The following is a 25,019-nucleotide window of genomic DNA, read 5'->3' on the forward strand; positions in this document are numbered from 1 at the left end:
TTCTTCTCCCGTGGATGAGGCTCTAGTTGTAAGGGAAACCCCATGTTCTGTCACCTGTTTATCAACCGACGACGCACCATCGCCTGAGCCCCCTTCTCTCGAGGGGCGGTTGCCGGCCCCGACATCCTTATGCAGCGTTCCGCTGCGCCCGCAAGTTAACAAAAACCGGATTGAATGATGCTCAACACCGTAATCGTCGGTGCCAGTGGCTACGCAGGTGCCGAACTGGCCGCACTGGTACACAACCATCCCCAGCTGACTCTCGGCGCTCTCTATGTCTCCGCCGGCAGCCAGGATGCCCATAAGCCCTTCTCGGCCCTGCATACCCAGTGGCTCGGCAGGGTCGACCTTCCCCTGCTGCCTTTGGATGAGGAGGGGATGAGCCGCATCCTGACCCAGGCCGATCTGGTGCTGCTGGCCACCGCCCACGAGGTGAGCGCCGATCTGGCGCCCAAGCTGCTGGCCAAGGGGGTGACTGTGTTCGATCTCTCCGGCGCCTTCCGGGTCAAACAGGATGGCTTCTACGAGCAGTTCTATGGCTTCTCCCACGCCGCCCCCGAATGGCTGGATCAGGCGGTCTATGGTCTGGCCGAGTGGAACGCCGAGGCCATTCAGGGGGCGACGCTTATCGCCGTGCCGGGTTGCTACCCGACGGCGTCGCTGTGCGCCCTCAAGCCGCTGATGGCCAAGGGCCTTATCGCGGCCGGCAGCCTGCCCATCATCAACGCCGTCTCCGGTGTCTCCGGTGCCGGGCGCAAGGCCTCCCTCACCACCAGCTTCTGCGAGGTGAGCCTCAATCCCTACGGCACCTTCAATCACAGGCACCAGCCGGAGATCAGCCACCACCTGGGGTGCGAGGTGTTGTTCCAGCCGCATCTTGGCAACTATGTGCGCGGCATTCTGGCTACCCTCTATGTGCAGCTGGCCGATGACGTGACCCCAGAGCAGGTCGAGGCCGCCTATCGGGAGGCTTACGCCGGCAAGCCGCTGGTGCGTCTGACCGGCAGCGCGCCCTCAGTCCGCGGTGTCGCCGGCACCCCCTATTGCGACCTGGCCTGGCAGCAGCAGGGCAAGATGCTGGTGGTGTTCAGCGCCATCGACAACCTGCTCAAGGGCGCCGCCTCCCAGGCGATTCAATGTATCAACCTCAAGTACGGTTTCGACGCGGGCTGCGGCCTGGTCTCCTGATCTCAATAAGGATGAAAGAGATGAACAAGCAGACTCTGGTGATCAAGCTCGGTGGCGCACTGCTCGAGAGCGAGGAGGCGCTGACCGCCCTGTTCGGAACGCTCAAGGGCTTCCTCGACGAGCAGCACAGACCCCTGGTGCTGGTGCACGGCGGCGGCTGTCTGGTGGATGACCTGCTCAAGGGCCTGGGTCTCACCTCCACCAAGAAGCATGGTCTGCGGGTCACCCCGTTCGACCAGATCCCCTATATCGCCGGCGCCCTGGCGGGCACCGCCAACAAGCAGATGATGGCCAAGGCCATCGCCACCGGCATCCCGGCCGTGGGGCTGTGCCTGGCCGACGGCGGCCTGTGCCAGGTGACCCAGCTCGACCCGGAACTCGGCGCCGTGGGGGCTTGCCAGCCGGGCAACCCGGGCCTGCTCAAGGGGATCCTGGCCCAGGACTTCCTGCCGGTGGTGAGCTCTATCGGCATCACGGCAGAGGGACAGCTGATGAACGTCAACGCCGATCAGGCCGCCACCGCCATCGCCGAGGCGCTCGGCGCCGATCTGGTGATGTTGTCGGATGTGAGCGGCATCCTGGATGGCAAGGGCAAGCTGGTACCCGAACTCGACAAGGCCACCGCCCTGGATCTGATGGAGAAGGGGGTCATCGCCGACGGCATGGCGGTCAAGGTGAAGGCGGCGCTGCACGCGGCAGAGACCCTCGGCAAGCCGGTGGCGGTGGCCAGCTGGCGCTACCCGGATCTGCTGCACAAGCTGCTCTCGGGCGGCGCCGTCGGCACCAAGGTTACCCTGTAAAAGGATCACGCCCATGCAGCATCTTCTGACCGGCACCGAATTCGACCAGGCCCAACTGCTGGCCCTCATCGCCCTGGGCAAGGCCATCAAGGCCCATCCCAAGAAGTACAGCCAGGCCCTGGCGGGCAAGAGCATCGTCACCCTGTTCGAGAAGCCTTCACTGCGCACCCGGGTCACCTTCGACATCGGCATCGCCAAGCTGGGTGGCCACAGCGTCTATCTGGATCAGCAGAATGGCGCACTCGGCAAGCGTGAGTCGGTGAAGGACTTCGCCGCCAACCTGTCGCGCTGGTGCGACGCCATCGTCGCCCGGGTGTTCGATCACCAGACCCTGGTTGGTCTGGCCGAGCACGGCAGCGTGCCTGTGGTCAACAGCCTGTGCAACCTCTACCACCCGTGCCAGGCCTTCGCCGACTTTATGACCATCTCGGAAAATTATTCAGATCTGGGAAAGGTGAAGCTGGCCTACCTGGGCGATGGCAACAACGTCAGCCACTCCCTGCTGCTGACCGGCGCCATCCTCGGCACCGATGTCACCCTGGTCTGCCCCAAGGGGCACGGCCCGGACGTGCAGATCTTCCAGCAGGCGCAGGCGTTGGCCGACCGGAGCGGTGCCACCCTGGCGGTGAGCGACGACATCGCCGCCATCGAAGGGTTCGACGTGGCCTACACCGACACTTGGGTCTCCATGGGTGACACCACCCCCATGGAGCAGGTCACCGACCTCTTCATGCCGTACCAGATCAACCAGGCGCTGCTGGATCGCACCGGCATTCGCCACGTACTGCACTGCCAGCCGGCCCATCGCGAGCTCGAGATCACCTCGCAGGTCATGGACGGCCCCGCCTCCCTCATCATGGATGAGGCGGAGAACCGCTTGCACATCCAGAACGCCATTCTGCTGACCCTGCTGGGCGGCCAACACTGATTTCACTTTCAAGGAGCAAAGATTATGAGCGGCATCAATAAGATAGTACTGGCCTACTCAGGCGGACTGGACACCTCGGCCATCATCCCCTGGCTGAAAGAGCACTATGACGCCGAGATAGTGGCGTTTGTGGCCGACGTGGGTCAGGAGCGTGACGACCTGGAGGGGATCGAGCAAAAGGCCATCGCCTCCGGCGCCACCAAGTGCATCGTCAAGGACCTGCGCGAAGAGTTCGTCAAAGAGTACGTCTATCCGACTCTGAAGACCGGTGCCGTCTACGAGGGCACCTACCTGCTGGGTACTTCCATGGCCCGTCCGGTGATCGCCAAGGCCATGGTCGAGGCGGCGCTGGCCGAGGGTGCCGACGCCATCTCCCACGGCTGCACCGGCAAGGGCAACGATCAGGTGCGTTTCGAAGGCGCGGTGGCCGCCCTGGCGCCCCAACTGAAAGTCATCGCCCCGTGGCGGATCTGGGACATGCGTTCCCGCGAAGATCTGCTGGCCTATCTGGAGGCCCGCAACATCCCCTGCAAGGCGACCCTGAAGAAAATCTACAGCCGCGACGCCAACGCCTGGCATATCTCCACCGAGGGTGGCGAGCTGGAGAGCACCTGGAACGAGCCGTCTGAAGCCGTGTGGCAGTGGACCGTCGCCGCCGAGCAGGCACCGGATCAGCCGGAATACGTCAAGCTCACCGTCGTCAAGGGCGAAGTGGTGGCGGTGGACGACCAGAAGCTGACTCCGCACCAGATCCTGATGACCCTGAACGAGCGTGCCGGCAAGCACGGCGTGGGCCGCATCGACATCACCGAAAACCGGATGGTGGGCATGAAGTCCCGCGGCTGCTACGAGACCCCGGGCGGTACCGTCATGGTCGCGGCCCTGCGCGCCATCGAAGAGCTGGTGCTGGACAGACCGACCCGCGCCTGGCGCGAGAAGCTGGGGGCCGAGTTCTCTCATCTGGTCTATGACGGCCGCTGGTTCACCCCCCTGTGCAAGGCGATTGTCGCCTCCGCCAACGCCATCGCCGAGGATCTCGACGGTGAGGTAGTGCTGAAGATGTACAAGGGCCAGGTCACCGCGACCCAGAAGAAGTCCCCCAACAGCCTCTACTCCGAGGACTTCGCCACCTTCGGCGCCGACGAGGTGTACGACCAGAGCCACGCCGAAGGCTTTATCCGCCTCTACACCCTGGCCAGCCGGATCCGCGCCATGAAGGAGCAGCATATGGCCATCGGGGGTGATCACACTCACGGTTAAGGGGTGACGGGGTGGCCTGGTGCGGGCCGCCCCGATAAGAAGTAGAACGGCTTCATCAATTCGCAGGAGTAACCAGATGGCACTTTGGGGTGGGCGCTTCAGTCAGGGCGCAGACGCAAGATTCAAGCAGTTCAACGATTCACTGCGCTTCGACTACCGCCTGGCGGAGCAGGATATCCAGGGCTCCATGGCCTGGGCGCGCGCCCTGGTCAAGGTGGGCGTGCTGACCGCCGCCGAGCAGGGCAAGCTGCAACAGGCCCTCGACGCCCTGCTGGTGAGCGTGCGTCTCGACCCCGAACAGATCCTGGTCTCCGACGCCGAGGACATTCACTCCTGGGTCGAAGGCAAGCTTATCGACGCGGTCGGCGATCTCGGCAAGAAGCTGCACACCGGGCGCTCCCGTAACGATCAGGTGGCGACCGATCTCAAGCTCTGGTGCAAGGCGCAAGGCGAACTGCTGGCCGCCTCCATCACCGCCCTGCAAACCGGCTTGGTCGGCTGCGCGCGCGCGCACCAGCACACAGTGCTGCCGGGCTACACCCATCTGCAGCGGGCCCAGCCGGTCACCTTCAGCCACTGGGCCCTGGCCTATGTGGAGATGCTGGAGCGGGACCACTCCCGGCTGCGCGATGCCCTCAAGCGTCTCGACACCAGCCCGCTCGGTTGCGGTGCCCTGGCCGGCACCGCCTACGCCATCGATCGGGAGGCGCTGGCGCTCGATCTGGGCTTTGCCGGGGCCACCCGCAACAGCCTGGACTCGGTGTCGGACCGGGATCACGTGGTGGAGCTGATGCACGTGGCGTCGCTGTCCATGACCCATCTGTCGCGCCTGGCCGAGGACCTTATCTTCTACAACACGGGTGAGGCGGGCTTCCTCGAGCTCTCCGACGCGGTCACCTCGGGCTCGTCCCTGATGCCGCAGAAGAAGAACCCGGACGCGCTGGAGCTGATCCGCGGCAAGGCGGGTCGTGTGGTGGGGGCCCAGGTGGCCATGCTGATGACCCTCAAGGCGCTGCCGCTGGCCTACAACAAGGACATGCAGGAGGACAAGGAGGGGTTGTTCGACGCGCTGGATACCTGGCTCGACTGCCTCGACATGGCCTCCCTGGTGTTGGTCGATCTCAAAGTCAACGCTGAGCGCACCAAGGCCGCCGCCCAGGGCGGCTATGCCAACGCCACCGAGCTGGCCGATTACCTGGTGGCCAAGGGCATTCCGTTCCGCGAGGCGCACCACATCGTCGGCGAGGTGGTGGTCTACGCCATCGGGGTGAAGAGGCCGCTCGAGGGGTTGAGTCTGGACGAGTTCGCCCGCTTCAGCCCGCTCATCGGCGAAGATGTCTATCCCAATCTGGAGCTGGAGGCGACCCTGGCCAAGCGGGTCGCCAAGGGTGGGGTGGCGCCACAACAGATCGCGGCCGCACTGGACGCCGCCGAGGCCATGTTGGTCAAGCGAGCATGCTGATCTGTTGCGATCGGTAACTGAAAGAGAAAACGGCAATCTGAGGTTGCCGTTTTTTATTGGTTCTTTGGCCATGGTGCCGGCCAACACCAGCACAGACCTCGGAGCGAGGCGGCGCCTCAACTCGTGAGTGGGTGATGAGCCTGGCGCACCGCTTGGGTGAGCAGGCGGCGCAGTTGGCGCTCGGCCTCACCAGACTCGCGGTGCTTCGCCAGTAGCACAACCCCCATGGTTCCGGGTGGCGGCAAGCCATCGACCAATGTTGTGAGGCTGGTTGGCATGCCAATCGCTGAGCGCAGCGTGATGCCGAGCCCTGCCTGCACTGCGGCCCAGATCCCCCCCAGACTCTGACTGGTGAACGCGATGCGCCACGGGATACCGGCGTCGTCGAGCGCCCTGATGGCCCGCAAGCGCATCAGGCAAGGGGCATCGAACAGCACCAGAGGCAAGGGTTCACCACGCGCCAGTAATGACGCGAGATCCAGATTAGGGTGAGCAATCCACTGGAGTGACACCAGATCGATGAGGGATGGGTCCGCTCTCTCCTCCGGCTGCTGCCAGGCAAGGGCCATGTCGAGGTCACCTTGCCTGATCCCTTGCAGCAGTGAGGCATTGCGATCGATGCGGGTGGTCATGCGCAGCGCCGGATGCAGGTGGCAGAAGGGGCCCAGCACCGAGGGCAGCAAAGATTCGCCAAAGTCCTCCTGAACCCCCAGTCTGATCTCGCCTTGGAGCGATACCTCTTTGACTGCGAGCAGGGCTTCGTCATTGAGATCCAGAAGCCGCTTGGCATACCCAAGCAGGCGTTCACCACTGGTGGTGGGGACGAGATGGCGTCCCTGTTTCATGACCAGCGCTGTGCCGCATTGCTGCTCGAGTTTCTTCAACTGGGCGCTGACCGCCGAGGTGGAGCGACACAGACGCTGCGCCGCCTGTGCAAAGCTGCCGCACTCCATCCCCAGCACGTAGCTGCGAAGGGCATCGAGATCCAAACTCAGGGGAAGCGGTTGCATCATTGTCCTTATAACCGGGATTGTTAGTCTTGAATGTTGCCATTTTATAAATGGTACCAGTGGGAGAGAGTAGCTGCATCCACCAAGGAGATAGCTATGACCCAGGATATTCTTGATCCCGCCACCCTGGCACAGGTTGCCCCCAGACTGGCACAACTGGCGCAGGAAACGCTGTTTGGCGATATCTGGCAGCACCCGGCCTTGTCCGCTCGTGAGCGAAGCCTTGTCACCCTGTCCGCCCTTGCCTCCCTCGGCCGCGTTCAGCAGCTGCCGTGGCACATCAACTTCGCCGTGGAAAATGGGGTGACGCGTGAGCAGTTAGAAGCGCTATTTACCCATCTCGCCTTCTACGCCGGATTTCCTGCCGCCGTCACCGCCATGAGCTACCTGCCTATTGGTGAGGAGTCTCAACCATGCCGTTGAATCCCTGCATCTGGTGTAGCGAGAGACGCTATGCGCCATTGTGGCGCTCCGGTGGGCCCGTGCACACAGGGTTGGACCTTCATCCCGACCATCCGATGACCTCGAGCTCACCGGGCAAGGGGAGTGCCCGTTATGGCGGTCGGCGTTTTATCGCAGGTCTGGGAGGGATCTTATGATTGCCATGCACTATCGATTCACTCTGCCCAAGGACTACGACATGGCGCTCATTGAGCAGAGAATTGCCTTGAATGGCGCAAAACTGGACGGCTTCCCGGGGCTGTTGTTGAAGGCCTACTTATACAGCCGAGTGGACGATCCCATGCTGCCAAGCCAGGAAAACCGCTATGCGCCCCTCTATGTGTGGCAAACCCCTGAGGCGATGCATCGCTTTTTGATCAGTGAAGGCTTCGCGGCCCTCACCCGACAGTTTGGTTGGCCTCATATCGAGACTTGGCATCTGCTGTCGGCTCCGGACCCGCAGAGCCTCTGCCAAGCGAGAGTGGCAACATTGAGGCGCACGGGCATCGCGCCCTATAGCAAGCTGGCCGAGCAGCAAGGTGCAGCCATGCTGTGCGGGTGGGATCTGTCACGTTGGCAATGGCTGGAGGCGGACTTGCTCCCATCCTGTCCGTCGGTGCTACCGAGTGGCGCCGAGGTTTATCGCATCGGCTATCTGGCGATGGGGGCGGTAGCTTGAGGTGATGACTCCTGGTTATGCCTGATAGCGGCAAGTCATCGGCATCAAGCTTCAGAAGGGGTCAGAGCTGGCGGGCCCTCTCGGGTGAGAGGCATCAGGCGGTTGGGAGCCTGGTTGGTCGATTCGTTTGCTGACATATCAAGCAGAAACGGCAGCCTAAAGGCTGCCGTTTCTGCGGGTAGGAACTCTTCACGCGCTGGTGGCCAGCAAACGCCCGACCCCCTCGCCGCGACCGCGAGGCAGGGTCTGACTCATGGCGTCGAGAAAGCCGTTGAGATCTCCTTTAAGCCCCAATTGCTGACGCAGGCTGTCAAAGGATTGCAGCAGGGTATCGCCACCGGCGCCGGCCCCCCCTTGTGCCAGATCCTGCTGCAGTTGGGCGATGGCATCACGCAGCGAGACACCGGGGGCCCGGTTACTCAGGGTGCTCATCACCTCGCCCATGAACTGATCGATAGCCGGGCGCTGCGCCTCGCCGTTGGGGTCGCTCGCCCCCAGGCGGCGAAACAGCCCTTGCAGGGTGGCAGGGAGCGGTTCGCGACTTGGCTCGGCCGGTGCGGGAGCCGTGGCGGGTTTTTCCTTAAACAGGGCGCCGCCAATCTTGAGGGCCAGGGAGGCAAGGGGGAGCAGAGCTGTGATGGACATGGCCTCGATCCTCTGAGGGGGTAACACACCACATCACTACTGCATGTGTCAGGCCATCTTTTAATCAAAAAGAGAGTTGGCGGTTAATGGGCTGAGACAGAAGCGTTTTATTGTTCTTTCTCGATACGCGCCACGGCGTGGGGTATGCCACAGGCGGCAAAGTGTTGCAGCCAGCGGACCTGATGGGGCTGCAACTCGTCGCCGGGCCCCTTCACCTCCACCAGGCAGTAGTGGTCGGAGCGAAACAGCACCAGGTCGGGTTGACCACTGCGGTTGCCGCGCAGATCGAAACAGAGGCGATCCAGCATGGCGAGCCGGTGGGCCAGGGGGATGTGGCGCAGGGCCAACTCCAGCAACGCTCGCGGCAGGCGTTCCCACTCGACCCAGGCGTTGAGCGTGCCGACCTTCTCATCATAGCGATCCAGCAGCGCATCCCAGCCTACCTGGGTGGCCAAGGCTTGCCGCCGGGTGTCGATGAGGGCCTGGCGCCGCTCGCCGAAACGGCGGGAGAACATGTCAGCCGGGGCGCGCTGGTAGCGGTTGAAGAAGACGCCGGGTTGGGGACTGAAGATGATGTCCCAGAAGGCGAGGCCAAACAGGCCGTTGATAAGGGCATTCTCGCACCAGAAGCCTTGCCAGCCGTCGGCGTGCAGGGCGGCCAGGGTGGCCTCCTCGACCCGGCCCGGCCAGGAGGGCAGGGCCAGTGACCAGGTCGGGTGGGTCGGCCGGCGATGGCGCGTCACCTTCTCACCCCGAAGCCGGCAGAGCTTGTCTCTGAGCGGCCGGGTGACGGCGCGCTCCTCCTCGTCCTGCGGCGCCGCTTCCATCTCGGCAAGCAGTCGCTCGGCTTCGGCGAGCGCCCCTGCGACCAACTGCAGGCGTACCTGCCGCTCGCGGGCGGGCGACCGCTGGCAGGTGCGGTAGAGGGCGAGTGCCTGAGCATTCTCGCCGGCGCGCTCCAGATCCCGGGCCAGGGACAGTCGCTGCCGCTCGTGGCGGGCAGCTAGCGGTGGCCAGTCGCTGGGCGGGGGAAGCTGTGCCAACCAAGCACTGGCGGCGGCCGGACCGCCCTGCTCGCGCGCCTGTTGCCAGCCGTCGTGCCAGGCATCGAGGGCGAGCCACTCCTCAAGACGTGTCCGGCTGTCGAACAGACGAACGGTGGGGGAGAGGGGATAGGGCTCGTAGCGGTAGTGGCCGAGATCCAGCAGTACGAACTCGGTCAGATCCTGTTCTCTATTGCCGAAAAACAGCAGCAGGAAGCGCGTCAGCAGGGGCTTCTCCTCGACCTTCAGGGTCTGGAAGGGAAGCGTGGGCAGGGGCATGTCGGCCAGTTGGGCCTGCCACTGCTCTTTTCGCAGCCCCTTGGGTAGCGACGGCGCCAGGGCGAGCAGCTCGGGGCGGGTCAGCAGGGGGAAGAGCTCGCTCCAGGGCGGCGTGGCCAGCCGGATCAGGCCCGCCTCGGCCAGCTCCGCCAGCGGCAGCAGGCCTATCTCGGGGTAATGGAGCTTGTCGGCGCGAAACCACTCCCCCTTGCGCGACAGCAGGCGCACCAGCAGGCAGGCGGCGGGATGGGAGAGGGCGGCGACGCGCCCCAGCCAGGCGTGCTCCTCGCCCGTCAGCAGATCCCGGTAGCGCCCCTCGACCCAGCCGAGCAGCAGGCGAAAGTTGGCGAGGTAGTAGTCCGGGGCGAGCTCAGCCGGGTTGGCCATCATCGGCCACCTTGCGATAGCGCTTGCCGTATTTGAGCTGCTGGATGAGCAGCGCCGCTATGATGAGGCCCAGCCCCACCGGTGTGGCGGGGTGGATCTCCTCGCCGACCAACAGGCGCAGCAGCACCAGGGAGGCAAACGGCGAGATGAAGATGAGGTTGCTGATGGGGGCCGTGTTGGTGGCGTGGCGCAGGGCCAGCAGCCAGAGCACGAAGGCAAACCCCATCTCGAACAGCCCCACATAGATGGCGCCGGCCCACCCTTGCCAGGCGGTCAGCCTGAAGTCGGCCAGCACGGCCGTGGCCACCACGATCCAGGGGATGCTGATGAGAAAGCCCAGCAGCAGGCTCACCACGGGGTCGCCCTGGTTGCGGGTGTTGAGGATCCAGTAGCCGGCCCAGATCAGGGTGGAGCAAAGCGCCAGTGCGACCCCGAGCGGGCTGTCAAAATGCAGGCCGAACACGTCGCCCTTGGTGGCGATCACCAAGGCACCGAAGTAGCCGAGCACGATGGCCACCCCGTCGCGGCGGCGCAGCGTTTGGCCGAGGAAGGGGACTGCCAGCAGGGAGAGGGTGATGGCCCAGGTGTAGTTGAGGGTCTGGGCCTGCTGGGCCGGCAGCAGATCATAGGCCTTGAACAGCAGCAGGTAATAGAGGAAGGGGTTAAGGGTGCCGAGGGCCAGGTAGTAGAAGGGGCGTGCCTTCATATATTCCCCGAGCAGTGCCAGCTTACCCTGGCGTGCGACTATGCCAAACAGGGTCAGTGCCGAGGTGCAGGCGGCGACCAGCAGCAGCTGTACCGGTTGGAAGTACTGCAGGGAGAGCTTGAAGGCGGTAGCCACGGTCGACCACATGGCGACGGTGCACAGGGCGTAGAGGTAGGCCTTCTTCTGGTCTTTCATGACATCCTTTCTTTTTAAAGCGTGCCGGGAAGAGCGCGAGTCTAACAGCTTTGCCAAGCAGGCTGGAAATGTGTCAGGGATTGAACAATAACTGCGCGCGCCCGGTTGCGCCGGCCACGAAAATCGGTATAATGCCCTCCGCTCTCCCTCGAGGTGAGCCTGACCTCAGGGTCAGTCTGCCGCAATAAGCGGCCATACAATCCTCCCGATCTGTGGAGGAACCGTTAAAAATCACACCTCTGGCGGGAGTAATCTCGGTCGGGCGGTGTTGATTTATGTTCTTTACATCCTTTTGGAGCTCTGGTCCATGCAGAACCAAAGAATCCGTATCCGCCTGAAGGCTTTTGATCATCGTCTGATCGATCAGTCCACCGCGGAAATCGTAGAAACTGCCAAGCGCACTGGCGCACAGGTTCGCGGTCCTATCCCGCTGCCGACTCGCAAAGAGCGCTTCACCGTACTGATCTCCCCGCACGTCAACAAGGACGCGCGTGACCAGTACGAGATCCGCACTCACAAGCGTCTGGTAGACATCGTTGAGCCGACTGACAAGACCGTTGACGCCCTGATGCGTCTGGATCTGGCAGCTGGTGTAGACGTCCAGATCAGCCTGGGTTAATTACGGAAAGAGGTTGATAACAATGACAATCGGTCTTGTAGGTCGCAAAGTGGGTATGACTCGCATCTTCACCGAAGATGGCGTTTCTATCCCCGTGACCGTTATCGAAGTTGAAGCTAACCGTGTAACTCAGGTCAAGTCTGTTGAAACCGACGGCTACAACGCTATCCAGGTTACCGCTGGCACCAAGAAAGCCAGCCGTGTGACCAAGCCGGAAGCTGGCCACTTTGCCAAAGCTGGTGTTGAAGCCGGCCGCGGTCTGTGGGAATTCCGTCTGAACAACGGTGAGACCTTCACTGTTGGTAGCGAGCTGAAAGTTGATCTTCTCGCTGACGTTAAGCTGGTAGATGTTACCGGTACTTCCAAGGGTAAGGGCTTCGCCGGTACTGTTAAGCGCTGGAACTTCCGCACCCAGGACATGACCCACGGTAACTCCCTGTCCCACCGTGTACCTGGCTCCATCGGTCAAAACCAGACCCCGGGCCGCGTATTCAAGGGCAAAAAGATGGCTGGCCATCTGGGCAATGAGCGTGTAACCACTCAGAACCTGGAACTGGTCCGCGTTGACGTTGAGCGCAACCTGCTGCTGATCAAAGGCGCAGTACCGGGCGCTACCAACGGTGACGTGATCGTTAAACCCGCCGTCAAAGCGTAACGTCTGAGGAGATAGTAATGGAATTGGTAATGAAAGACGCCCAGAGCGCTCTTCAAGTTTCCGAAACTACCTTCGGGCGTGAATTCAACGAAGCCCTGGTTCACCAGGTTGTCGTTGCCTACGCTGCTGGTGCTCGTCAGGGTACCCGCGCGCAGCTGACTCGCTCCGAAGTATCTGGCGGCGGCAAGAAGCCGTGGCGTCAGAAGGGCACCGGTCGTGCCCGTGCTGGCTCTATCCGCTCCCCGATTTGGCGTTCCGGTGGTGTGACCTTCGCAGCTAAGCCGCAAGATCACAGCCAGAAAGTCAACAAGAAGATGTACCGCGGTGCCATCCGCAGCATCCTGTCCGAGCTGGTTCGTCAAGAGCGCCTGATCGTTGTCGAGAAATTCGGCATCGAAGCTCCGAAGACCAAGGCTCTGACTGCCAAGCTGAAAGAGATGGAGCTGTCCGACGTTCTGATCGTGACTGCTGAAGTCGATGAGAACCTGTTCCTGGCTGCTCGCAACCTGTACAAGGTCGACGTGCGTGATGTTGCCGGTATCGACCCGGTCAGCCTGATCGCTTTCGACAAGGTTCTGATGACTGCTGACGCAGTTAAGCAAATCGAGGAGATGCTGGCATGATCCGTGAAGAGCGTCTGCTGAAAGTTCTGAAGGCTCCGCACATCTCTGAAAAGAGCACCATGGTCGCCGAGCACCAGAACACTATCGTGTTCAAGGTTGCTACCGACGCTACCAAGGCGGAAATCAAAGCCGCAGTTGCGAAACTGTTCGAGGTTGAAGTTGAGACCGTCCGTACCCTGAACATGAAGGGTAAGACCAAGCGCACTGGTGCGCGCGTAGGCCGTCGTTCCGATTGGAAAAAGGCTTATGTGACCCTGAAAGCTGGTCAGGACATCGACTTCATGGGCGCAGCCGAGTAAGAGGAGTTCTGAAAAATGGCAATCGTTAAGTGCAAGCCTACTTCTCCGGGCCGCCGCCACGTCGTCAAGGTCGTCAACCAGGACCTGTACAAGGGTAAGCCCTTCGCAGCCCTGCTGGACAAGAAAGAAAAGACCGGTGGTCGTAACAACAACGGCCGCATCACCACTCGTCACATCGGTGGTGGTCACAAGCAGCATTACCGTATCGTTGACTTCAAGCGCAACAAAGACGGTATCCCTGCCAAGGTTGAGCGTCTGGAATACGATCCGAACCGTACCGCTAACATCGCCCTGGTGCTGTATGCAGACGGTGAGCGTCGTTACATCCTGGCCCCGAAAGGCCTGAAGGCTGGTGACGCTATCGCCTCCGGTTCTGACGCCGCCATCAAGGTAGGTAACACCCTGCCGATGCGCAACATCCCGGTTGGTACCACTGTACACGCCGTTGAGATGAAGCCGGGCAAAGGTGCTCAGATCGCTCGTTCTGCTGGTGCTTTCGTTCAGATCCTGGCTCGTGAAGGTAGCTACGTTACCCTGCGTCTGCGCTCCGGCGAAGTTCGCAAGGTGCTGGCTGACTGCCGCGCCACCATCGGCGAAGTCGGCAATGCCGAGCACATGCTGCGTCAGCTGGGTAAAGCTGGTGCCAGCCGCTGGCGTGGTATCCGCCCGACCGTTCGCGGTATGGCGATGAACCCGGTCGATCACCCGCACGGTGGTGGTGAAGGTCGCAACAAGGGTATCCAGCCGGTATCCCCGTGGGGCCAGAAGGCTAAGGGCTTCAAGACCCGCAAGAACAAGCGTACCGACAAGTACATCGTACGTCGTCGTAACAAGTAATTGTTAATTTAGAGGAATCACCATGCCACGTTCTCTCAAGAAGGGTCCATTTATTGACCTGCACTTGCTGAAGAAGGTAGAGAAAGCGGTGGAAAGCGGGGATAAAAAACCGGTTAAGACCTGGTCCCGTCGTTCAATGATCATCCCGAACATGATCGGTTTGACCATCGCTGTCCATAATGGTCGTCAGCACGTACCTGTGTTTGTTACCGAAGAAATGATCGGTCACAAACTGGGTGAATTCGCACCGACTCGTACTTATCGCGGCCATGCCGCTGATAAGAAGGCCAAGAAGCGCTAAGGGGTAAATGATGGAAGCTATCGCTAAACACCGTTTCGCCCGTACTTCTGCACAGAAGGCTCGCCTGGTCGCTGATCAAGTACGTGGTCTGCCGGTAGACAAGGCTCTGAACATCCTGGCTTTCAGCCCGAAAAAGGCTGCTGTGCTGGTGAAGAAGGTGCTGGAATCTGCCATTGCTAACGCCGAGCACAACGAAGGTGCCGACATCGACGCACTGCGTGTTGCTACTATCATGGTTGACGAAGGTCCGACCATGAAGCGCATCCGTCCTCGTGCTAAAGGTCGCGCGGATCGTATCCTGAAGCGTACCGCTCACATCACTGTAGTGGTATCCGACGCTAAGGCTGGGAGATAAGCAATGGGTCAGAAAGTTCATCCTAATGGCATTCGCCTGGGTATTACCAAGCCTTGGAATTCTACCTGGTACGCGAACTCCAAAGACTTCGCTGACAACCTGTACAGCGATTTCCAAGTACGCCAGTTCCTGACCAAGGAACTGAAAAACGCTTCTCTGTCCAAGATCACCATCGAGCGTCCGGCCAAGAGCATCCGTGTGACCATTCACACCGCTCGTCCGGGCATCGTGATCGGCAAGAAAGGCGAAGACGTTGAGAAACTGCGCAAGGCCGTTGCCAATATTGCTGGCGTGCCTGCTCAGATCAACATTTCCGAAGTCCGCAAGCCGGAGCTGGACGGTCAACTCGTTGCCGACAGCATCACTTCCCAGCTGGAACGTCGCGTTATGTTCCGTCGCGCCATGAAGCGCGCCGTGCAAAACGCCATGCGTCTGGGTGCCAAGGGCATCAAGGTCGAAGTTTCCGGTCGTCTGGGCGGCGCTGAAATCGCGCGTACCGAATGGTACCGTGAAGGTCGTGTGCCCCTGCACACCCTGCGTGCCGACATCGACTATGCAACTTCTGAAGCCCACACCACCTACGGTGTGATCGGCGTTAAGGTTTGGATCTTCAAGGGTGAAGTTCTGGGTGGTCTGGCTGCCGTTAACGCTGCCGCTGCTCAAGAGCAAGCTCCTGCAAAGCCCAAGCGCGAAAACAAACGCCGCGGTAAGTAAGGAGATTCGGTAAATGTTGCAACCTAAGCGTACTAAATTCCGCAAGATCCATAAGGGTCGTAACCGCGGTATGGCCACCTCTGGTAACGAAGTCTCCTTCGGTTCCTTTGGCCTGAAAGCGACCACTCGTGGCCGCCTGACTGCTCGTCAAATCGAAGCAGCTCGTCGTGCTATGACTCGTCACGTTAAGCGTCAAGGCAAGATCTGGATCCGTGTGTTCCCGGACAAGCCCATCACCGAAAAGCCCCTCGAAGTTCGTATGGGTAAAGGTAAGGGTAACGTGGAATACTGGGTCGCTCAGATTCAGCCGGGCAAAGTCCTGTACGAGATGGACGGTGTTCCTGAGGCTCTGGCACGCGAAGCGTTCGCCCTGGCCGCAGCCAAACTGTCTGTTCAGACCACTTTCGTAACTCGGACGGTGATGTGATGAAAGCACAAGATCTGCGCCAAAAGAGCGTTGAAGAACTGAACCAGGAACTGCTGGCCAAGCTGCGTGAGCAATTCAACATGCGCATGCAAGCTTCCACCGGTCAACTGGCTCAGACTCACACTCTGAAACAAGTGCGTCGCGACATCGCGCGCATCAAGACTGTACTGACTGAGAAGGCAGGTGCGTAATGACTGACAAGATCCGTACTCTGCAGGGTCGTGTAATCAGCGACAAGATGGACAAGTCCATCACTGTTGCCATCGAGCGCAAGGTAAAGCACCCGATCTACGGTAAGATCATCAAGCGTACTACCAAGCTGCACGTGCACGACGAGAACAACGAGTGCAAGGCTGGCGACCTCGTGGAAATCCGCGAGTGCCGCCCGCTGTCCAAGACCAAGTCCTGGACCCTGGTTGCGATCGTAGAAAAGGCCTAAGTCAGGTACTTTCTAGCCCAAACGGCCCCTGCTGGGGCCGTTTGTTTTTTAGGCTACCTTTTCTGAAAATCCTGTGTTATAGTTTCGCGCCTTTTGAAGGCAGCCAGATCCCGAGAGGGATAAGAAGTAAACAAAGCGGAGCACTAAGATGATCCAGATGCAAAGTATGCTGGATGTTGCCGATAACTCCGGCGCACGCAGCGTAATGTGTATTAAGGTTCTGGGTGGTTCGCACCGCCGTTACGCCGGCATCGGCGACATCATCAAGGTTTCCATCAAGGAAGCCATTCCTCGCGGTAAAGTGAAGAAAGGTGATGTGTATAACGCGGTGGTCGTACGCACCCGTAAAGGCGTTCGTCGTCAGGACGGCTCTGTCATCCGTTTCGACAACAACGCAGCTGTGTTGCTGAATAACAACCAGCAGCCGATCGGTACTCGTATTTTTGGGCCGGTGACCCGTGAACTGCGTAATGAGAAGTTCATGAAAATCGTGTCCCTGGCACCCGAAGTACTGTAAGGAGTCGAACGATGGCAGCTAAAATCCGTCGCGAAGACGAAGTAATCGTCCTCACCGGCAAAGACAAGGGCAAGCGTGGCAAAGTCACTCAAGTCCTGATCGCTGAAGGTAAGGTCGTTGTGGAAGGCATCAACCTGGTTAAGAAACACCAAAAGCCGGTACCCGCTCTGGGTCAGGCCGGTGGCATCGTAACCAAAGAAGCCCCGATCCACGTATCTAATGTAGCGCTGTTCAACTCTGCCTCTGGCAAAGCTGACCGCGTAGGTTTCCGGATTGAAGACGGCAAGAAAGTCCGTGTCTTCAAATCCACCGGCGAACTTGTGAAGTAATTGGAGTTTAACGATGGCGAAACTGCATGATTACTACAAAGCAAATGTAGTAAATGAACTGACTAAGCAGTTCGGTTACAAGACTATCATGCAAGTCCCTCGGATCGAGAAAATCACCCTGAACATGGGTGTAGGTGAAGCGATTGCTGATAAAAAACTGCTGGAAAATGCTGCTGCCGACCTGGCTGCCATTTCCGGTCAGAAGCCGCTGATCACCAAGGCTCGTAAATCCGTTGCGGGCTTCAAGATTCGTGAAGGCTACCCGATAGGTTGCAAAGTAACCCTGCGTGGCGAGCGTATGTGGGAGTTCCTGGAGCGCCTGATCTCTATCGCAGTACCCCGTGTCCGTGACTTCCGCGGCCTGAACGCTAAGTCGTTCGACGGTCGTGGTAACTACTCCATGGGTGTTCGCGAGCAGATCATCTTCCCGGAAATCGACTATGACAAGGTCGATCGCGTTCGTGGTCTGGATATCACCATCACCACTTCCGCGCAAACCGATGATGAAGGCCGTGCTCTGCTGGCTGCCTTTAACTTCCCGTTCCGCAAGTAAGGTGTAGGGTTATGGCAAAACTTTCCATGAAAGCACGTGAAGTCAAGCGTGCCAAGCTGGCAGCCAAGTACGCTACCAAGCGTGCCGAGCTGAAAGCTCTGATCGTTGACATGAACGCTTCCGAAGAAGCGCGTTGGGACGCTGTTCTCAAGCTGCAACAGCTGCCCCGTGATTCCAGCCCGATCCGCCAGCGTAACCGTTGTGCCATTACTGGCCGTCCGCACGGTGTGCTGCGTAAATTTGGCCTGTGCCGCATCAAGGTGCGTGAGCATGCCATGAAGGGTGAAATTCCGGGCCTGAAAAAGGCCTCTTGGTAAGAATCTCGGGAGTTAGACTATGAGCATGCAAGATCCGATCGCGGATATGCTGACCCGCATCCGTAACGGTCAGGCGGCGAGCAAGGTTGCGGTTTCCATGCCCTCCTCCAAGCTGAAAGTGGCTATTGCCAAAGTGCTGAAGGATGAAGGCTACATCGCTGGCTACAACGTAGCTGGTGACGTGAAACCGGAACTGGAAATCGAACTGAAGTATTTCCAAGGCAAGCCGGTTGTAGAACTGATCCAACGCGTGAGCCGTCCTGGCCTGCGTATTTACAAGCGTACCAATGATCTGCCGAAGGTAATGGGCGGTCTGGGTATCGCCGTTGTGTCCACTTCTAAAGGTGTGATGACTGACCGTGCTGCCCGTAAGGCTTGCATGGGCGGTGAGATCATCTGCTACGTCGCTTAAGGAGGTAGGAAATGTCTCGTGTTGCTAAGGCACCCGTCGCGATTCCTGCTGGCGTAGAGGTGACTCTGAACGGCCAAGAGCTGACCGTAAAAGGTGCTAAAGGTTCTCTGGTTCGTTCCATCAACGCGGCTGTTGAAGTGACCAAGGAAGAGAGCGTACTGAAGTTTGCTCCGCGTGCTGGCTTTGCCGGTGCCGATGCTCAAGCTGGTACTGCTCGCGCCCTGGTTAACAACATGGTCATCGGTGTTACCCAAGGCTTCGAGCGCAAGCTGCAGCTGGTCGGTGTAGGCTATCGTGCCTCCATCAAGGGCAACGCTGTCGCTCTGGCCCTGGGCTTCTCTCACCCGGTCGAGCATGAACTGCCGGCTGGCATCACTGCCGAGTGCCCCACCCAGACCGAAATCGTTCTGCGTGGCATCGACAAGCAGGTGATTGGCCAAGTTGCCGCGGATATCCGTGCTTACCGCGCTCCGGAGCCCTATAAGGGCAAGGGTGTACGCTATGCCAATGAGCAAGTGCGTACTAAAGAAGCTAAGAAGAAGTAAGGTAACACTATGGACAAGAAAGCAGCTCGTCTCCGTCGTGCTACTCGTGCACGTAAGAAGATGCAGGAACTGGGTGCGACTCGTCTGGTTGTTCACCGTACTCCGCGTCATATCTACGCGCAGATCATTGCAGCCAACGGTTCCGAAGTCCTGGCCTCTGCTTCCACAGTAGAGAAGGCTATCAGCGAAAGCATCAAATACACCGGTAACGCCGACGCGGCAGCCGCTGTAGGTAAAGCTATCGCCGAGCGCGCCATCGCCAAGGGTGTACAGAACGTGTCGTTTGACCGTTCCGGTTTCAAGTATCACGGTCGTGTAGCCGCTCTGGCTACCGCTGCTCGTGACGCTGGTCTGCAGTTCTAAGCTAGGAGTCGAAGATGGCTAAAATCGAATCTCAAGCCGGTGAACTGCACGAGAAGCTCATTGCGGTAAACCGTGTTTCGAAGACTGTTAAGGGTGGTCGTATCATGTCCTTCACCGCACTGACTGTAGTGGGTGATGGCAACGGCCGTGTAGGTTACGGTTACGGTAAGGCCCGTGAAGTTCCGGCTGCCATTCAAAAGGCAATGGAACAGGCTAAGCGCAACCTGAAGAAGGTAGAACTGAACAACGGTACTCTGCACCACCCGGTGAAGGGCATCCACTCTGGTTCCACCGTATTCATGAAGCCGGCCTCCCAGGGTACTGGTATCATCGCCGGTGGTGCTATGCGTGCCGTTCTGGAAGTGGCTGGCGTTCATAACGTACTGGCCAAGACCTACGGTTCCACCAACCCGATCAACGTGGTACGCGCCACTGTAGACGCTCTGGTTCACGGTCAATCTCCGGAACAGATCGCTGCCAAGCGTGGTCTGCGCGTTGAAGAAATTCTGGGGTAATGCGACATGGCTAACAAGACTGTAAAAGTAACTCAAACCCGCAGCTCTATCGGCCGCCTGCCCAAGCACAAGGCGACTCTGCGTGGCCTGGGTCTGCGTCGCATTGGTCACACCGTTGAGCTGGAGGATACTCCTTGCGTTCGCGGTATGATCAACCAGGTGTATTACATGGTTAAGGTGGAGGGCTAAGCATGCGTCTGAACACTCTGTCTCCGGCTGCTGGCTCCAAGCCTGTAAAGGCTCGTCGCGGTCGCGGTATCGGCTCCGGTCTGGGTAAGACTGGTGGTCGTGGTGTTAAGGGCCAGACCTCTCGTTCCGGTGGCGGTAAAGTCCGTCGCGGTTACGAAGGCGGTCAGATGCCGCTGAAAATCCGTCTGCCGAAGTTCGGTTTCACTTCTCGCAAGTCTCTGGTATCCGCCGAGGTTCGCCTGAACGAAATCGCGATGGTAGAAGGTGATGTGGTGGATCTGAGCACCCTGAAGCAAGCCGGTGTTGTTAACAAGAACATCGAGTTTGTGAAGGTTGTTCTGTCCGGTAACATCGACCGCGCTGTGACCGTTCGTGGTCTGCCCGTCACCAAGGGTGCACGTGCAGCCATCGAGGCCGCCGGCGGTAAAATCGAGGAATAATCAGTACAATGGCTAAGAAACCAGGATTGGATGTAAAAGCACAGGGTGGTCTGAGTGAACTGAAGAGCCGTCTGCTCTTCGTTCTCGGAGCGATTATCGTCTTCCGTGCAGGCTCTTATGTGCCTATTCCTGGTATTGACGCCGCCGTACTGGCCGAATTGTTCCAGCAACAGAAGGGCACCATCATTGAGATGTTTAACATGTTCAGTGGTGGTGCACTTGCCCGTGCTTCTATTCTTGCGCTGGGGATCATGCCGTACATTTCGGCATCGATCATCATCCAGCTGCTGACTGTGGTTCACCCCGCTCTTGCTGAACTCAAGAAAGAGGGTGAGGCCGGTCGCCGCAAGATCAGCCAGTATACGCGCTGGGGCACGCTGGTATTGGGAACTTTCCAGGCCATTGGTATCGCAACCGGCCTGCCGAATATGATGCAGGGGCTCGTGAGTAATCCGGGCTTCGGCTTCTATTTCACGGCGGTTGTGAGTCTGGTCACCGGCACCATGTTTTTGATGTGGCTGGGTGAGCAGATCACCGAGCGTGGCATCGGTAATGGTATCTCGCTGATAATCTTCACGGGTATCGTTGCTGGTCTGCCTCATGCCATTGGCGCTACGGCCGAACAGGCACGTCAAGGGGAATTGCACATCCTGCTGTTGCTGTTGCTGGGCTTGATTGTTTTCGCAGTGACTTACTTTGTGGTGTTCGTGGAACGTGGTCAGCGTCGTATCGTCGTTAACTACGCCAAGCGTCAACAAGGCCGCCAGGTATTCGCAGCGCAAAGCACGCACCTGCCGTTGAAGGTCAACATGGCTGGTGTGATTCCTGCGATTTTCGCATCCAGTATCATCCTCTTCCCGGGTACCATTACCTCTTGGTTTGGTCAGGGTGAGGGTACTGTGGCCGATGTCTTGCAGCAGATCTCTATGGTTCTGCAGCCGGGCCAGCCCCTGTACGAGATGCTGTATGCAGCAGCCATTATCTTCTTCTGCTTCTTCTACACCGCGTTGGTGTTCAACCCGCGCGAGACTGCAGATAATCTGAAGAAGAGTGGAGCCTTTATCCCGGGGATCCGCCCGGGCGAGCAGACAGCACGTTATATCGATAAGGTTATGACCCGCCTGACTCTGGCTGGCGCGCTCTATATAACCTTTATCTGTCTGGTACCACAGTTCTTGATGACTGCCTGGAACGTACAGTTCTACTTCGGTGGCACCTCGCTGCTGATTATCGTGGTAGTGATCATGGACTTCATGGCTCAGGTTCAGACCCATATGATGTCTCATCAATATGGTGATGTCCTGAGGAAGGCCAACCTGAAGGGCTACGGCCGCTAAGGTCGGCGTAGTTACGGAGTTAAGCAATGAAAGTTCGTGCTTCCGTTAAGGCAATCTGCCGTAACTGCAAAATCATCAAGCGTCACGGTGTGGTGCGTGTGATTTGCAGCGAGCCTAAGCATAAACAGCGTCAAGGCTAATTTAGTTACGGTTAGTACTTGCAACAAATAGTTGTGCTGGCTAAGATAGCCAGCCAACTTTTGTTGTGTATTGGTTGACCGCCACGTATCCGCTCACGGGCTTTGTGGTGGTCGTAATCTACTATATGTAGGAGTGAATAGTGGCCCGTATCGCTGGCATTAACATTCCTGACCATAAGCATGCAGTCATTGCTCTGACTGCTATTTATGGCGTCGGTCGTACCCGCTCCAAGGCCATCTGTGCCGCAGCCGGTATCGCTGAGAATGTAAAAATCAAAGACCTGGATGAAGCTCAGGTAGAAAGTCTGCGTGAACAAGTAGGTAAGTACACCGTTGAAGGTGACCTGCGCCGTCAGATTTCTATGAACATCAAGCGTTTGATGGACCTGGGTTGCTACCGTGGTTTGCGTCACCGTCGTAGCCTGCCTGTCCGTGGTCAACGTACCAAGACCAACGCACGTACCCGTAAGGGTCCGCGCAAGGCTATCAAGAAGTAACGGGAAGGTAGAAAATGGCTAAAACTCCGACTCGTGCTCGCAAGCGCGTTAAAAAGCAAGTGAGCGACGGTATCGCACACGTACATGCCTCTTTCAACAACACAATCGTGACTATCACTGACCGTCAGGGCAACGCTCTGTCTTGGGCCACCGCTGGTGGTTCTGGTTTCCGTGGTTCTCGTAAGTCCACCCCGTTCGCTGCCCAGGTTGCAGCCGAGCGTGCCGGTGAGATGGCCAAAGAATATGGCGTCAAGAACCTGGAAGTCATGGTCAAGGGTCCGGGTCCCGGTCGTGAGTCTTCCATCCGCGCGCTGAACGCGGCTGGTTTCCGCATCACTAACATCACTGATGTGACTCCGATCCCGCACAACGGTTGTCGTCCTCCCAAGAAGCGCCGCGTGTAACGCGTTTAGCTACTTGGTCTAGGATTGTTGGAGAAAGAAGATGGCAAGATATATCGGTCCTAAGCTTAAGCTTAGCCGTCGTGAGGGCACCGACCTCTTCCTGAAGTCTGGTGTTCGTGCGATTGATTCTAAGTGCAAGATTGACACCGCCCCGGGTCAGCACGGCGCTCGCAAGCCGCGTCTGTCCGACTACGGTGTTCAGCTGCGCGAGAAGCAAAAAGTTCGCCGTATCTACGGCGTATTGGAAAAACAGTTCCGCAACTACTACCGCCACGCTGCCCGTCAGAAGGGTAACACCGGCGAAAACCTGTTGCAGCTGCTGGAAGGTCGTTTGGACAACGTTGTCTACCGCATGGGCTTTGGTGCTACCCGCGCTGAAGCACGTCAGCTGGTAAGCCACAAGGCCATCATGGTCAACGGCCGCGTTGTGAACATTCCTTCTTTCCAGGTTTCCCCTGAGGATGTGGTCTCTGTTCGCGAGAAGGCTAAGAAGCAAGCACGTATCAAGGCTGCCCTTGAGGTTGCTGGTCAGCGTGAGAAGCCGACTTGGGTAGAGGTTGACGCTGCCAAGATGGAAGGTGCCTTCAAGCGCCTGCCGGAGCGTTCTGACCTGTCTGCCGACATTAACGAACAGCTGATCGTCGAGCTTTACTCCAAGTAAAGCTAGCTTCTAAAGAGAGGACACAATGCTGGGTTCTGTAACAGATTTTCTTAAGCCGCGGCTAGTTGATATCGAGCAAGTTAGCCCGACTCACGCAAAAGTGACTCTTGAGCCGCTTGAGCGTGGCTTTGGTCACACGCTGGGCAACGCCCTGCGTCGTATTTTGCTTTCTTCTATGCCCGGTTGTGCAGTTACTGAAGTCGAAATCGATGGCGTACTGCACGAGTACAGCAGCAAGGAAGGTGTTCAGGAAGACGTTCTCGAAATCCTGCTGAACCTGAAAGGCATCGCTGTGAAGCTGGAAGGCAAGGACGAGGTAACTCTGTCCCTGACCAAGTCTGGAACAGGCCCCGTTACCGCTGGTGATATCACTCACGGTGATGAAGTTGAGATCGTAAACCCGGAGCACGTAATCTGCCACCTGACCAGCGCCAACGCTGAGATCAGCATGCGCTTGAAGATTCAGCGCGGTCGTGGTTACGTGCCCGCTTCTGCCCGCGTCCACAACGACGATGAAGAGCGCCCGATTGGTCGCCTGCTGCTGGACGCTGCGTTCAGTCCCATCGTTCGCATCGCCTACAATGTAGAAGCGGCGCGTGTGGAACAGCGTACCGACTTGGACAAGCTGGTCATCGAAATGGAGACCAACGGCACCCTGGATCCGGAAGAGGCTATTCGTCGCTCCGCCACTATCCTGGCAGAGCAACTGGAAGCCTTCGTCGACCTGCGTGACGTGAGCGTGCCCGAGAAGAAGGAAGAGAAGCCCGAGTTCGATCCGATTCTGCTGCGTCCTGTCGATGATTTGGAGCTGACAGTTCGTTCTGCGAACTGTCTGAAGGCAGAAGCTATCCACTATATTGGTGATCTGGTACAGCGTACCGAAGTCGAGTTGCTTAAGACTCCGAACCTCGGTAAGAAGTCCCTGACTGAGATCAAGGACGTGTTGGCCTCCCGTGGTCTGTCTCTGGGCATGCGCCTGGAGAACTGGCCGCCCGCCAGCATCGCTGACGAGTAAATCCAGATTACGGGTTCACAGATTTAGTTAGAAGGATAAGGTCATGCGCCATCGTTTGAGTGGTCGTCAACTGAACCGGAACAGCAGCCATCGTCAGGCTATGTTCCGCAACATGGCCAGCTCCCTGGTTCGTCATGAGATCATCAAGACGACTCTGCCGAAGGCAAAAGAGCTGCGTCGTGTAGTTGAACCGCTGATCACCCTTGCCAAGACTGATAGCGTTGCTAACCGTCGTCTGGCATTCGCCCGCACTCGTGATAACGAAGTTGTGGCAAAGCTGTTCAACGAACTGGGCAAGCGCTACCAAGAGCGCGCCGGTGGTTATACTCGCATTCTGAAGTGCGGGTTCCGTGCCGGTGACAATGCTCCGATGGCTTACATCGAGCTGGTAGACCGCCCGGCCGCTGCTGAAGCAGCTGCCGAGTAAGATAGAAAAAGCCGGGCTTGCCCGGCTTTTCTTTTTCCTGCATTTTTCTTACCGCTTACCGCTTAC

The 25,019-nt window shown here is 58.8% G+C and carries 39 protein-coding genes; 35 read left to right on the forward strand and 4 right to left on the reverse strand.

Annotation, left to right across the window (positions count from 1 at the left end; genetic code table 11):
- Positions 1–177: 177 nt before the first annotated feature.
- The 5 genes from argC to argH all read left to right on the forward strand — a co-directional run bounded on the left by argC (position 178) and on the right by argH (position 5,638).
- Entirely contained in the window at positions 178–1,188 is a 1,011-nt protein-coding gene (argC, locus tag BN1121_RS16320; protein WP_005350201.1) for an N-acetyl-gamma-glutamyl-phosphate reductase, read from the forward strand.
- Positions 1,189–1,208: 20 nt separating this feature from the next.
- The gene (gene argB, locus BN1121_RS16325) at positions 1,209–1,988 is read left to right on the forward strand and encodes an acetylglutamate kinase (protein ID WP_005350197.1); all 780 of its coding nucleotides are present in this window, start codon (positions 1,209–1,211) and stop codon (positions 1,986–1,988) included.
- A 13-nt stretch (positions 1,989–2,001) separates the two neighbouring features.
- Complete coding sequence (locus BN1121_RS16330; protein ID WP_005350195.1) at positions 2,002–2,916, forward strand: ornithine carbamoyltransferase; 915 nt, start codon at positions 2,002–2,004, stop codon at positions 2,914–2,916.
- A 24-nt stretch (positions 2,917–2,940) separates the two neighbouring features.
- Positions 2,941–4,176: an argininosuccinate synthase gene (locus tag BN1121_RS16335; protein WP_005350194.1), complete on the forward strand. Its 1,236-nt coding sequence runs from the start codon at positions 2,941–2,943 to the stop codon at positions 4,174–4,176.
- 76 nt (positions 4,177–4,252) lie between these two features.
- Positions 4,253–5,638 (forward strand): argininosuccinate lyase, encoded by a 1,386-nt coding sequence (gene argH / locus BN1121_RS16340; RefSeq protein ID WP_005350191.1) that lies wholly within the window; start codon positions 4,253–4,255, stop codon positions 5,636–5,638.
- A 116-nt stretch (positions 5,639–5,754) separates the two neighbouring features.
- On the opposite strand, the gene BN1121_RS16345 is transcribed toward argH, so the two are convergent.
- Complete coding sequence (locus BN1121_RS16345; RefSeq protein WP_043157283.1) at positions 5,755–6,648, reverse strand: LysR substrate-binding domain-containing protein; 894 nt, start codon at positions 6,646–6,648, stop codon at positions 5,755–5,757.
- A 96-nt stretch (positions 6,649–6,744) separates the two neighbouring features.
- On the opposite strand from BN1121_RS16345, the gene BN1121_RS16350 reads away from it, so the two are divergent.
- Both BN1121_RS16350 and BN1121_RS16355 read left to right on the forward strand, forming a co-directional pair.
- Positions 6,745–7,071, forward strand: a complete 327-nt coding sequence (locus BN1121_RS16350) for a carboxymuconolactone decarboxylase family protein (RefSeq protein WP_005350187.1) — start codon at positions 6,745–6,747, stop codon at positions 7,069–7,071.
- 172 nt (positions 7,072–7,243) lie between these two features.
- A complete protein-coding gene (locus tag BN1121_RS16355; RefSeq protein WP_005350185.1) occupies positions 7,244–7,768 on the forward strand; it encodes a DUF4865 family protein in 525 nt (174 codons plus the stop codon).
- 189 nt (positions 7,769–7,957) lie between these two features.
- On the opposite strand, the gene BN1121_RS16360 is transcribed toward BN1121_RS16355, so the two are convergent.
- The 3 genes from BN1121_RS16360 to BN1121_RS16370 form a co-directional block, all read right to left on the reverse strand.
- On the reverse strand, positions 7,958–8,413 hold the full coding sequence (locus BN1121_RS16360; RefSeq protein ID WP_005350183.1) for a hypothetical protein: 456 nt from the start codon (positions 8,411–8,413) through the stop codon (positions 7,958–7,960).
- Positions 8,414–8,520: 107 nt separating this feature from the next.
- Positions 8,521–10,122, reverse strand: coding sequence for a VRR-NUC domain-containing protein (locus BN1121_RS16365; protein WP_005350175.1), 1,602 nt, complete (start codon positions 10,120–10,122; stop codon positions 8,521–8,523).
- Positions 10,106–11,023, reverse strand: coding sequence for a DMT family transporter (locus tag BN1121_RS16370; RefSeq protein ID WP_005350171.1), 918 nt, complete (start codon positions 11,021–11,023; stop codon positions 10,106–10,108). Before BN1121_RS16370 ends, BN1121_RS16365 begins: the two co-directional genes overlap by 17 nt.
- 307 nt (positions 11,024–11,330) lie before the next feature.
- Between BN1121_RS16370 and rpsJ the strand changes: the two genes are divergently transcribed.
- The 28 genes from rpsJ (at position 11,331) to rplQ (ending at position 24,953) form a co-directional block, all read left to right on the forward strand.
- Positions 11,331–11,642, forward strand: coding sequence for a 30S ribosomal protein S10 (gene rpsJ, locus BN1121_RS16375; RefSeq protein WP_005307944.1), 312 nt, complete (start codon positions 11,331–11,333; stop codon positions 11,640–11,642).
- 22 nt (positions 11,643–11,664) lie between these two features.
- A complete protein-coding gene (gene rplC / locus BN1121_RS16380; protein ID WP_005350169.1) occupies positions 11,665–12,297 on the forward strand; it encodes a 50S ribosomal protein L3 in 633 nt (210 codons plus the stop codon).
- 17 nt (positions 12,298–12,314) lie between these two features.
- Positions 12,315–12,920, forward strand: coding sequence for a 50S ribosomal protein L4 (gene rplD / locus BN1121_RS16385; protein ID WP_005350167.1), 606 nt, complete (start codon positions 12,315–12,317; stop codon positions 12,918–12,920).
- Positions 12,917–13,219, forward strand: a complete 303-nt coding sequence (gene rplW, locus BN1121_RS16390; protein ID WP_005350165.1) for a 50S ribosomal protein L23 — start codon at positions 12,917–12,919, stop codon at positions 13,217–13,219. The genes rplD and rplW overlap by 4 nt, the downstream gene beginning before the upstream one ends.
- Positions 13,220–13,234: 15 nt before the next feature.
- Positions 13,235–14,056, forward strand: a complete 822-nt coding sequence (rplB, locus tag BN1121_RS16395; protein WP_005350164.1) for a 50S ribosomal protein L2 — start codon at positions 13,235–13,237, stop codon at positions 14,054–14,056.
- 22 nt (positions 14,057–14,078) lie between these two features.
- The gene (gene rpsS, locus BN1121_RS16400; protein ID WP_005307960.1) at positions 14,079–14,357 is read left to right on the forward strand and encodes a 30S ribosomal protein S19; all 279 of its coding nucleotides are present in this window, start codon (positions 14,079–14,081) and stop codon (positions 14,355–14,357) included.
- Between the two features lie 10 nt (positions 14,358–14,367).
- Positions 14,368–14,712 (forward strand): 50S ribosomal protein L22, encoded by a 345-nt coding sequence (rplV, locus tag BN1121_RS16405; RefSeq protein WP_005350163.1) that lies wholly within the window; start codon positions 14,368–14,370, stop codon positions 14,710–14,712.
- Between the two features lie 3 nt (positions 14,713–14,715).
- Positions 14,716–15,426, forward strand: coding sequence for a 30S ribosomal protein S3 (gene rpsC / locus BN1121_RS16410; protein WP_005350162.1), 711 nt, complete (start codon positions 14,716–14,718; stop codon positions 15,424–15,426).
- A gap of 13 nt (positions 15,427–15,439) precedes the next feature.
- Positions 15,440–15,853 (forward strand): 50S ribosomal protein L16, encoded by a 414-nt coding sequence (gene rplP / locus BN1121_RS16415; RefSeq protein ID WP_005350161.1) that lies wholly within the window; start codon positions 15,440–15,442, stop codon positions 15,851–15,853.
- Entirely contained in the window at positions 15,853–16,044 is a 192-nt protein-coding gene (gene rpmC / locus BN1121_RS16420) for a 50S ribosomal protein L29 (RefSeq protein WP_005350160.1), read from the forward strand. The genes rplP and rpmC overlap by 1 nt, the downstream gene beginning before the upstream one ends.
- Positions 16,044–16,292 (forward strand): 30S ribosomal protein S17, encoded by a 249-nt coding sequence (rpsQ, locus tag BN1121_RS16425; RefSeq protein ID WP_005350159.1) that lies wholly within the window; start codon positions 16,044–16,046, stop codon positions 16,290–16,292. The genes rpmC and rpsQ overlap by 1 nt, the downstream gene beginning before the upstream one ends.
- A 148-nt stretch (positions 16,293–16,440) precedes the next feature.
- Positions 16,441–16,809: a 50S ribosomal protein L14 gene (gene rplN / locus BN1121_RS16430; RefSeq protein ID WP_005350158.1), complete on the forward strand. Its 369-nt coding sequence runs from the start codon at positions 16,441–16,443 to the stop codon at positions 16,807–16,809.
- 11 nt (positions 16,810–16,820) lie between these two features.
- Complete coding sequence (gene rplX / locus BN1121_RS16435) at positions 16,821–17,138, forward strand: 50S ribosomal protein L24 (protein ID WP_005350157.1); 318 nt, start codon at positions 16,821–16,823, stop codon at positions 17,136–17,138.
- Between the two features lie 13 nt (positions 17,139–17,151).
- Entirely contained in the window at positions 17,152–17,691 is a 540-nt protein-coding gene (rplE, locus tag BN1121_RS16440) for a 50S ribosomal protein L5 (protein ID WP_005350156.1), read from the forward strand.
- 11 nt (positions 17,692–17,702) lie between these two features.
- Positions 17,703–18,008, forward strand: coding sequence for a 30S ribosomal protein S14 (rpsN, locus tag BN1121_RS16445; RefSeq protein ID WP_005350155.1), 306 nt, complete (start codon positions 17,703–17,705; stop codon positions 18,006–18,008).
- A gap of 19 nt (positions 18,009–18,027) precedes the next feature.
- Positions 18,028–18,420 carry a 30S ribosomal protein S8 gene (rpsH, locus tag BN1121_RS16450; protein ID WP_005350147.1) on the forward strand — a complete coding sequence of 131 codons (393 nt, stop codon included), beginning with the start codon at positions 18,028–18,030 and terminating at the stop codon, positions 18,418–18,420.
- Between the two features lie 11 nt (positions 18,421–18,431).
- Entirely contained in the window at positions 18,432–18,965 is a 534-nt protein-coding gene (rplF, locus tag BN1121_RS16455; RefSeq protein WP_005350142.1) for a 50S ribosomal protein L6, read from the forward strand.
- Positions 18,966–18,974: 9 nt separating this feature from the next.
- Positions 18,975–19,328: a 50S ribosomal protein L18 gene (rplR, locus tag BN1121_RS16460; RefSeq protein WP_005350139.1), complete on the forward strand. Its 354-nt coding sequence runs from the start codon at positions 18,975–18,977 to the stop codon at positions 19,326–19,328.
- A gap of 14 nt (positions 19,329–19,342) precedes the next feature.
- A complete protein-coding gene (gene rpsE, locus BN1121_RS16465) occupies positions 19,343–19,843 on the forward strand; it encodes a 30S ribosomal protein S5 (RefSeq protein WP_005350136.1) in 501 nt (166 codons plus the stop codon).
- Positions 19,844–19,849: 6 nt separating this feature from the next.
- Positions 19,850–20,032, forward strand: a complete 183-nt coding sequence (rpmD, locus tag BN1121_RS16470) for a 50S ribosomal protein L30 (protein WP_005350132.1) — start codon at positions 19,850–19,852, stop codon at positions 20,030–20,032.
- Between the two features lie 2 nt (positions 20,033–20,034).
- Complete coding sequence (rplO, locus tag BN1121_RS16475; RefSeq protein ID WP_005350129.1) at positions 20,035–20,472, forward strand: 50S ribosomal protein L15; 438 nt, start codon at positions 20,035–20,037, stop codon at positions 20,470–20,472.
- Positions 20,473–20,480: 8 nt separating this feature from the next.
- Entirely contained in the window at positions 20,481–21,809 is a 1,329-nt protein-coding gene (gene secY / locus BN1121_RS16480; protein WP_005350128.1) for a preprotein translocase subunit SecY, read from the forward strand.
- Positions 21,810–21,835: 26 nt separating this feature from the next.
- Entirely contained in the window at positions 21,836–21,949 is a 114-nt protein-coding gene (gene rpmJ, locus BN1121_RS19570; RefSeq protein WP_005319705.1) for a 50S ribosomal protein L36, read from the forward strand.
- Between the two features lie 140 nt (positions 21,950–22,089).
- Positions 22,090–22,446 (forward strand): 30S ribosomal protein S13, encoded by a 357-nt coding sequence (rpsM, locus tag BN1121_RS16485; protein ID WP_005350121.1) that lies wholly within the window; start codon positions 22,090–22,092, stop codon positions 22,444–22,446.
- 14 nt (positions 22,447–22,460) lie between these two features.
- A complete protein-coding gene (rpsK, locus tag BN1121_RS16490) occupies positions 22,461–22,850 on the forward strand; it encodes a 30S ribosomal protein S11 (RefSeq protein ID WP_005350118.1) in 390 nt (129 codons plus the stop codon).
- A 40-nt stretch (positions 22,851–22,890) separates the two neighbouring features.
- Positions 22,891–23,511, forward strand: a complete 621-nt coding sequence (gene rpsD / locus BN1121_RS16495; RefSeq protein WP_005350116.1) for a 30S ribosomal protein S4 — start codon at positions 22,891–22,893, stop codon at positions 23,509–23,511.
- Positions 23,512–23,536: 25 nt separating this feature from the next.
- A complete protein-coding gene (locus tag BN1121_RS16500) occupies positions 23,537–24,526 on the forward strand; it encodes a DNA-directed RNA polymerase subunit alpha (protein WP_005350114.1) in 990 nt (329 codons plus the stop codon).
- Between the two features lie 43 nt (positions 24,527–24,569).
- Positions 24,570–24,953: a 50S ribosomal protein L17 gene (rplQ, locus tag BN1121_RS16505; RefSeq protein ID WP_005350112.1), complete on the forward strand. Its 384-nt coding sequence runs from the start codon at positions 24,570–24,572 to the stop codon at positions 24,951–24,953.
- Positions 24,954–25,019 lie beyond the last annotated feature (66 nt).

Origin of the sequence: Aeromonas diversa CDC 2478-85 (assembly GCF_000819805.1) — a bacterium.
Classification (GTDB): domain Bacteria; phylum Pseudomonadota; class Gammaproteobacteria; order Enterobacterales; family Aeromonadaceae; genus Aeromonas; species Aeromonas diversa.

Excerpts from the sequence above, each read along its gene's own strand:
- argC (WP_005350201.1), top strand. The coding sequence starts at position 178 with ATGCTCAACACCGTAATCGTCGGTGCCAGTGGCTACGCAGGTGCCGAA.
- argB (WP_005350197.1), top strand. The coding sequence starts at position 1,209 with ATGAACAAGCAGACTCTGGTGATCAAGCTCGGTGGCGCACTGCTCGAG.
- BN1121_RS16330 (WP_005350195.1), top strand. The coding sequence starts at position 2,002 with ATGCAGCATCTTCTGACCGGCACCGAATTCGACCAGGCCCAACTGCTG.
- BN1121_RS16335 (WP_005350194.1), top strand. The coding sequence starts at position 2,941 with ATGAGCGGCATCAATAAGATAGTACTGGCCTACTCAGGCGGACTGGAC.
- argH (WP_005350191.1), top strand. The coding sequence starts at position 4,253 with ATGGCACTTTGGGGTGGGCGCTTCAGTCAGGGCGCAGACGCAAGATTC.
- BN1121_RS16345 (WP_043157283.1), bottom strand. The coding sequence starts at position 6,648 with ATGCAACCGCTTCCCCTGAGTTTGGATCTCGATGCCCTTCGCAGCTAC.
- BN1121_RS16350 (WP_005350187.1), top strand. The coding sequence starts at position 6,745 with ATGACCCAGGATATTCTTGATCCCGCCACCCTGGCACAGGTTGCCCCC.
- BN1121_RS16355 (WP_005350185.1), top strand. The coding sequence starts at position 7,244 with ATGATTGCCATGCACTATCGATTCACTCTGCCCAAGGACTACGACATG.
- BN1121_RS16360 (WP_005350183.1), bottom strand. The coding sequence starts at position 8,413 with ATGTCCATCACAGCTCTGCTCCCCCTTGCCTCCCTGGCCCTCAAGATT.
- BN1121_RS16365 (WP_005350175.1), bottom strand. The coding sequence starts at position 10,122 with ATGGCCAACCCGGCTGAGCTCGCCCCGGACTACTACCTCGCCAACTTT.
- BN1121_RS16370 (WP_005350171.1), bottom strand. The coding sequence starts at position 11,023 with ATGAAAGACCAGAAGAAGGCCTACCTCTACGCCCTGTGCACCGTCGCC.
- rpsJ (WP_005307944.1), top strand. The coding sequence starts at position 11,331 with ATGCAGAACCAAAGAATCCGTATCCGCCTGAAGGCTTTTGATCATCGT.
- rplC (WP_005350169.1), top strand. The coding sequence starts at position 11,665 with ATGACAATCGGTCTTGTAGGTCGCAAAGTGGGTATGACTCGCATCTTC.
- rplD (WP_005350167.1), top strand. The coding sequence starts at position 12,315 with ATGGAATTGGTAATGAAAGACGCCCAGAGCGCTCTTCAAGTTTCCGAA.
- rplW (WP_005350165.1), top strand. The coding sequence starts at position 12,917 with ATGATCCGTGAAGAGCGTCTGCTGAAAGTTCTGAAGGCTCCGCACATC.
- rplB (WP_005350164.1), top strand. The coding sequence starts at position 13,235 with ATGGCAATCGTTAAGTGCAAGCCTACTTCTCCGGGCCGCCGCCACGTC.
- rpsS (WP_005307960.1), top strand. The coding sequence starts at position 14,079 with ATGCCACGTTCTCTCAAGAAGGGTCCATTTATTGACCTGCACTTGCTG.
- rplV (WP_005350163.1), top strand. The coding sequence starts at position 14,368 with ATGGAAGCTATCGCTAAACACCGTTTCGCCCGTACTTCTGCACAGAAG.
- rpsC (WP_005350162.1), top strand. The coding sequence starts at position 14,716 with ATGGGTCAGAAAGTTCATCCTAATGGCATTCGCCTGGGTATTACCAAG.
- rplP (WP_005350161.1), top strand. The coding sequence starts at position 15,440 with ATGTTGCAACCTAAGCGTACTAAATTCCGCAAGATCCATAAGGGTCGT.
- rpmC (WP_005350160.1), top strand. The coding sequence starts at position 15,853 with ATGAAAGCACAAGATCTGCGCCAAAAGAGCGTTGAAGAACTGAACCAG.
- rpsQ (WP_005350159.1), top strand. The coding sequence starts at position 16,044 with ATGACTGACAAGATCCGTACTCTGCAGGGTCGTGTAATCAGCGACAAG.
- rplN (WP_005350158.1), top strand. The coding sequence starts at position 16,441 with ATGATCCAGATGCAAAGTATGCTGGATGTTGCCGATAACTCCGGCGCA.
- rplX (WP_005350157.1), top strand. The coding sequence starts at position 16,821 with ATGGCAGCTAAAATCCGTCGCGAAGACGAAGTAATCGTCCTCACCGGC.
- rplE (WP_005350156.1), top strand. The coding sequence starts at position 17,152 with ATGGCGAAACTGCATGATTACTACAAAGCAAATGTAGTAAATGAACTG.
- rpsN (WP_005350155.1), top strand. The coding sequence starts at position 17,703 with ATGGCAAAACTTTCCATGAAAGCACGTGAAGTCAAGCGTGCCAAGCTG.
- rpsH (WP_005350147.1), top strand. The coding sequence starts at position 18,028 with ATGAGCATGCAAGATCCGATCGCGGATATGCTGACCCGCATCCGTAAC.
- rplF (WP_005350142.1), top strand. The coding sequence starts at position 18,432 with ATGTCTCGTGTTGCTAAGGCACCCGTCGCGATTCCTGCTGGCGTAGAG.
- rplR (WP_005350139.1), top strand. The coding sequence starts at position 18,975 with ATGGACAAGAAAGCAGCTCGTCTCCGTCGTGCTACTCGTGCACGTAAG.
- rpsE (WP_005350136.1), top strand. The coding sequence starts at position 19,343 with ATGGCTAAAATCGAATCTCAAGCCGGTGAACTGCACGAGAAGCTCATT.
- rpmD (WP_005350132.1), top strand. The coding sequence starts at position 19,850 with ATGGCTAACAAGACTGTAAAAGTAACTCAAACCCGCAGCTCTATCGGC.
- rplO (WP_005350129.1), top strand. The coding sequence starts at position 20,035 with ATGCGTCTGAACACTCTGTCTCCGGCTGCTGGCTCCAAGCCTGTAAAG.
- secY (WP_005350128.1), top strand. The coding sequence starts at position 20,481 with ATGGCTAAGAAACCAGGATTGGATGTAAAAGCACAGGGTGGTCTGAGT.
- rpmJ (WP_005319705.1), top strand. The coding sequence starts at position 21,836 with ATGAAAGTTCGTGCTTCCGTTAAGGCAATCTGCCGTAACTGCAAAATC.
- rpsK (WP_005350118.1), top strand. The coding sequence starts at position 22,461 with ATGGCTAAAACTCCGACTCGTGCTCGCAAGCGCGTTAAAAAGCAAGTG.
- rpsD (WP_005350116.1), top strand. The coding sequence starts at position 22,891 with ATGGCAAGATATATCGGTCCTAAGCTTAAGCTTAGCCGTCGTGAGGGC.
- BN1121_RS16500 (WP_005350114.1), top strand. The coding sequence starts at position 23,537 with ATGCTGGGTTCTGTAACAGATTTTCTTAAGCCGCGGCTAGTTGATATC.
- rplQ (WP_005350112.1), top strand. The coding sequence starts at position 24,570 with ATGCGCCATCGTTTGAGTGGTCGTCAACTGAACCGGAACAGCAGCCAT.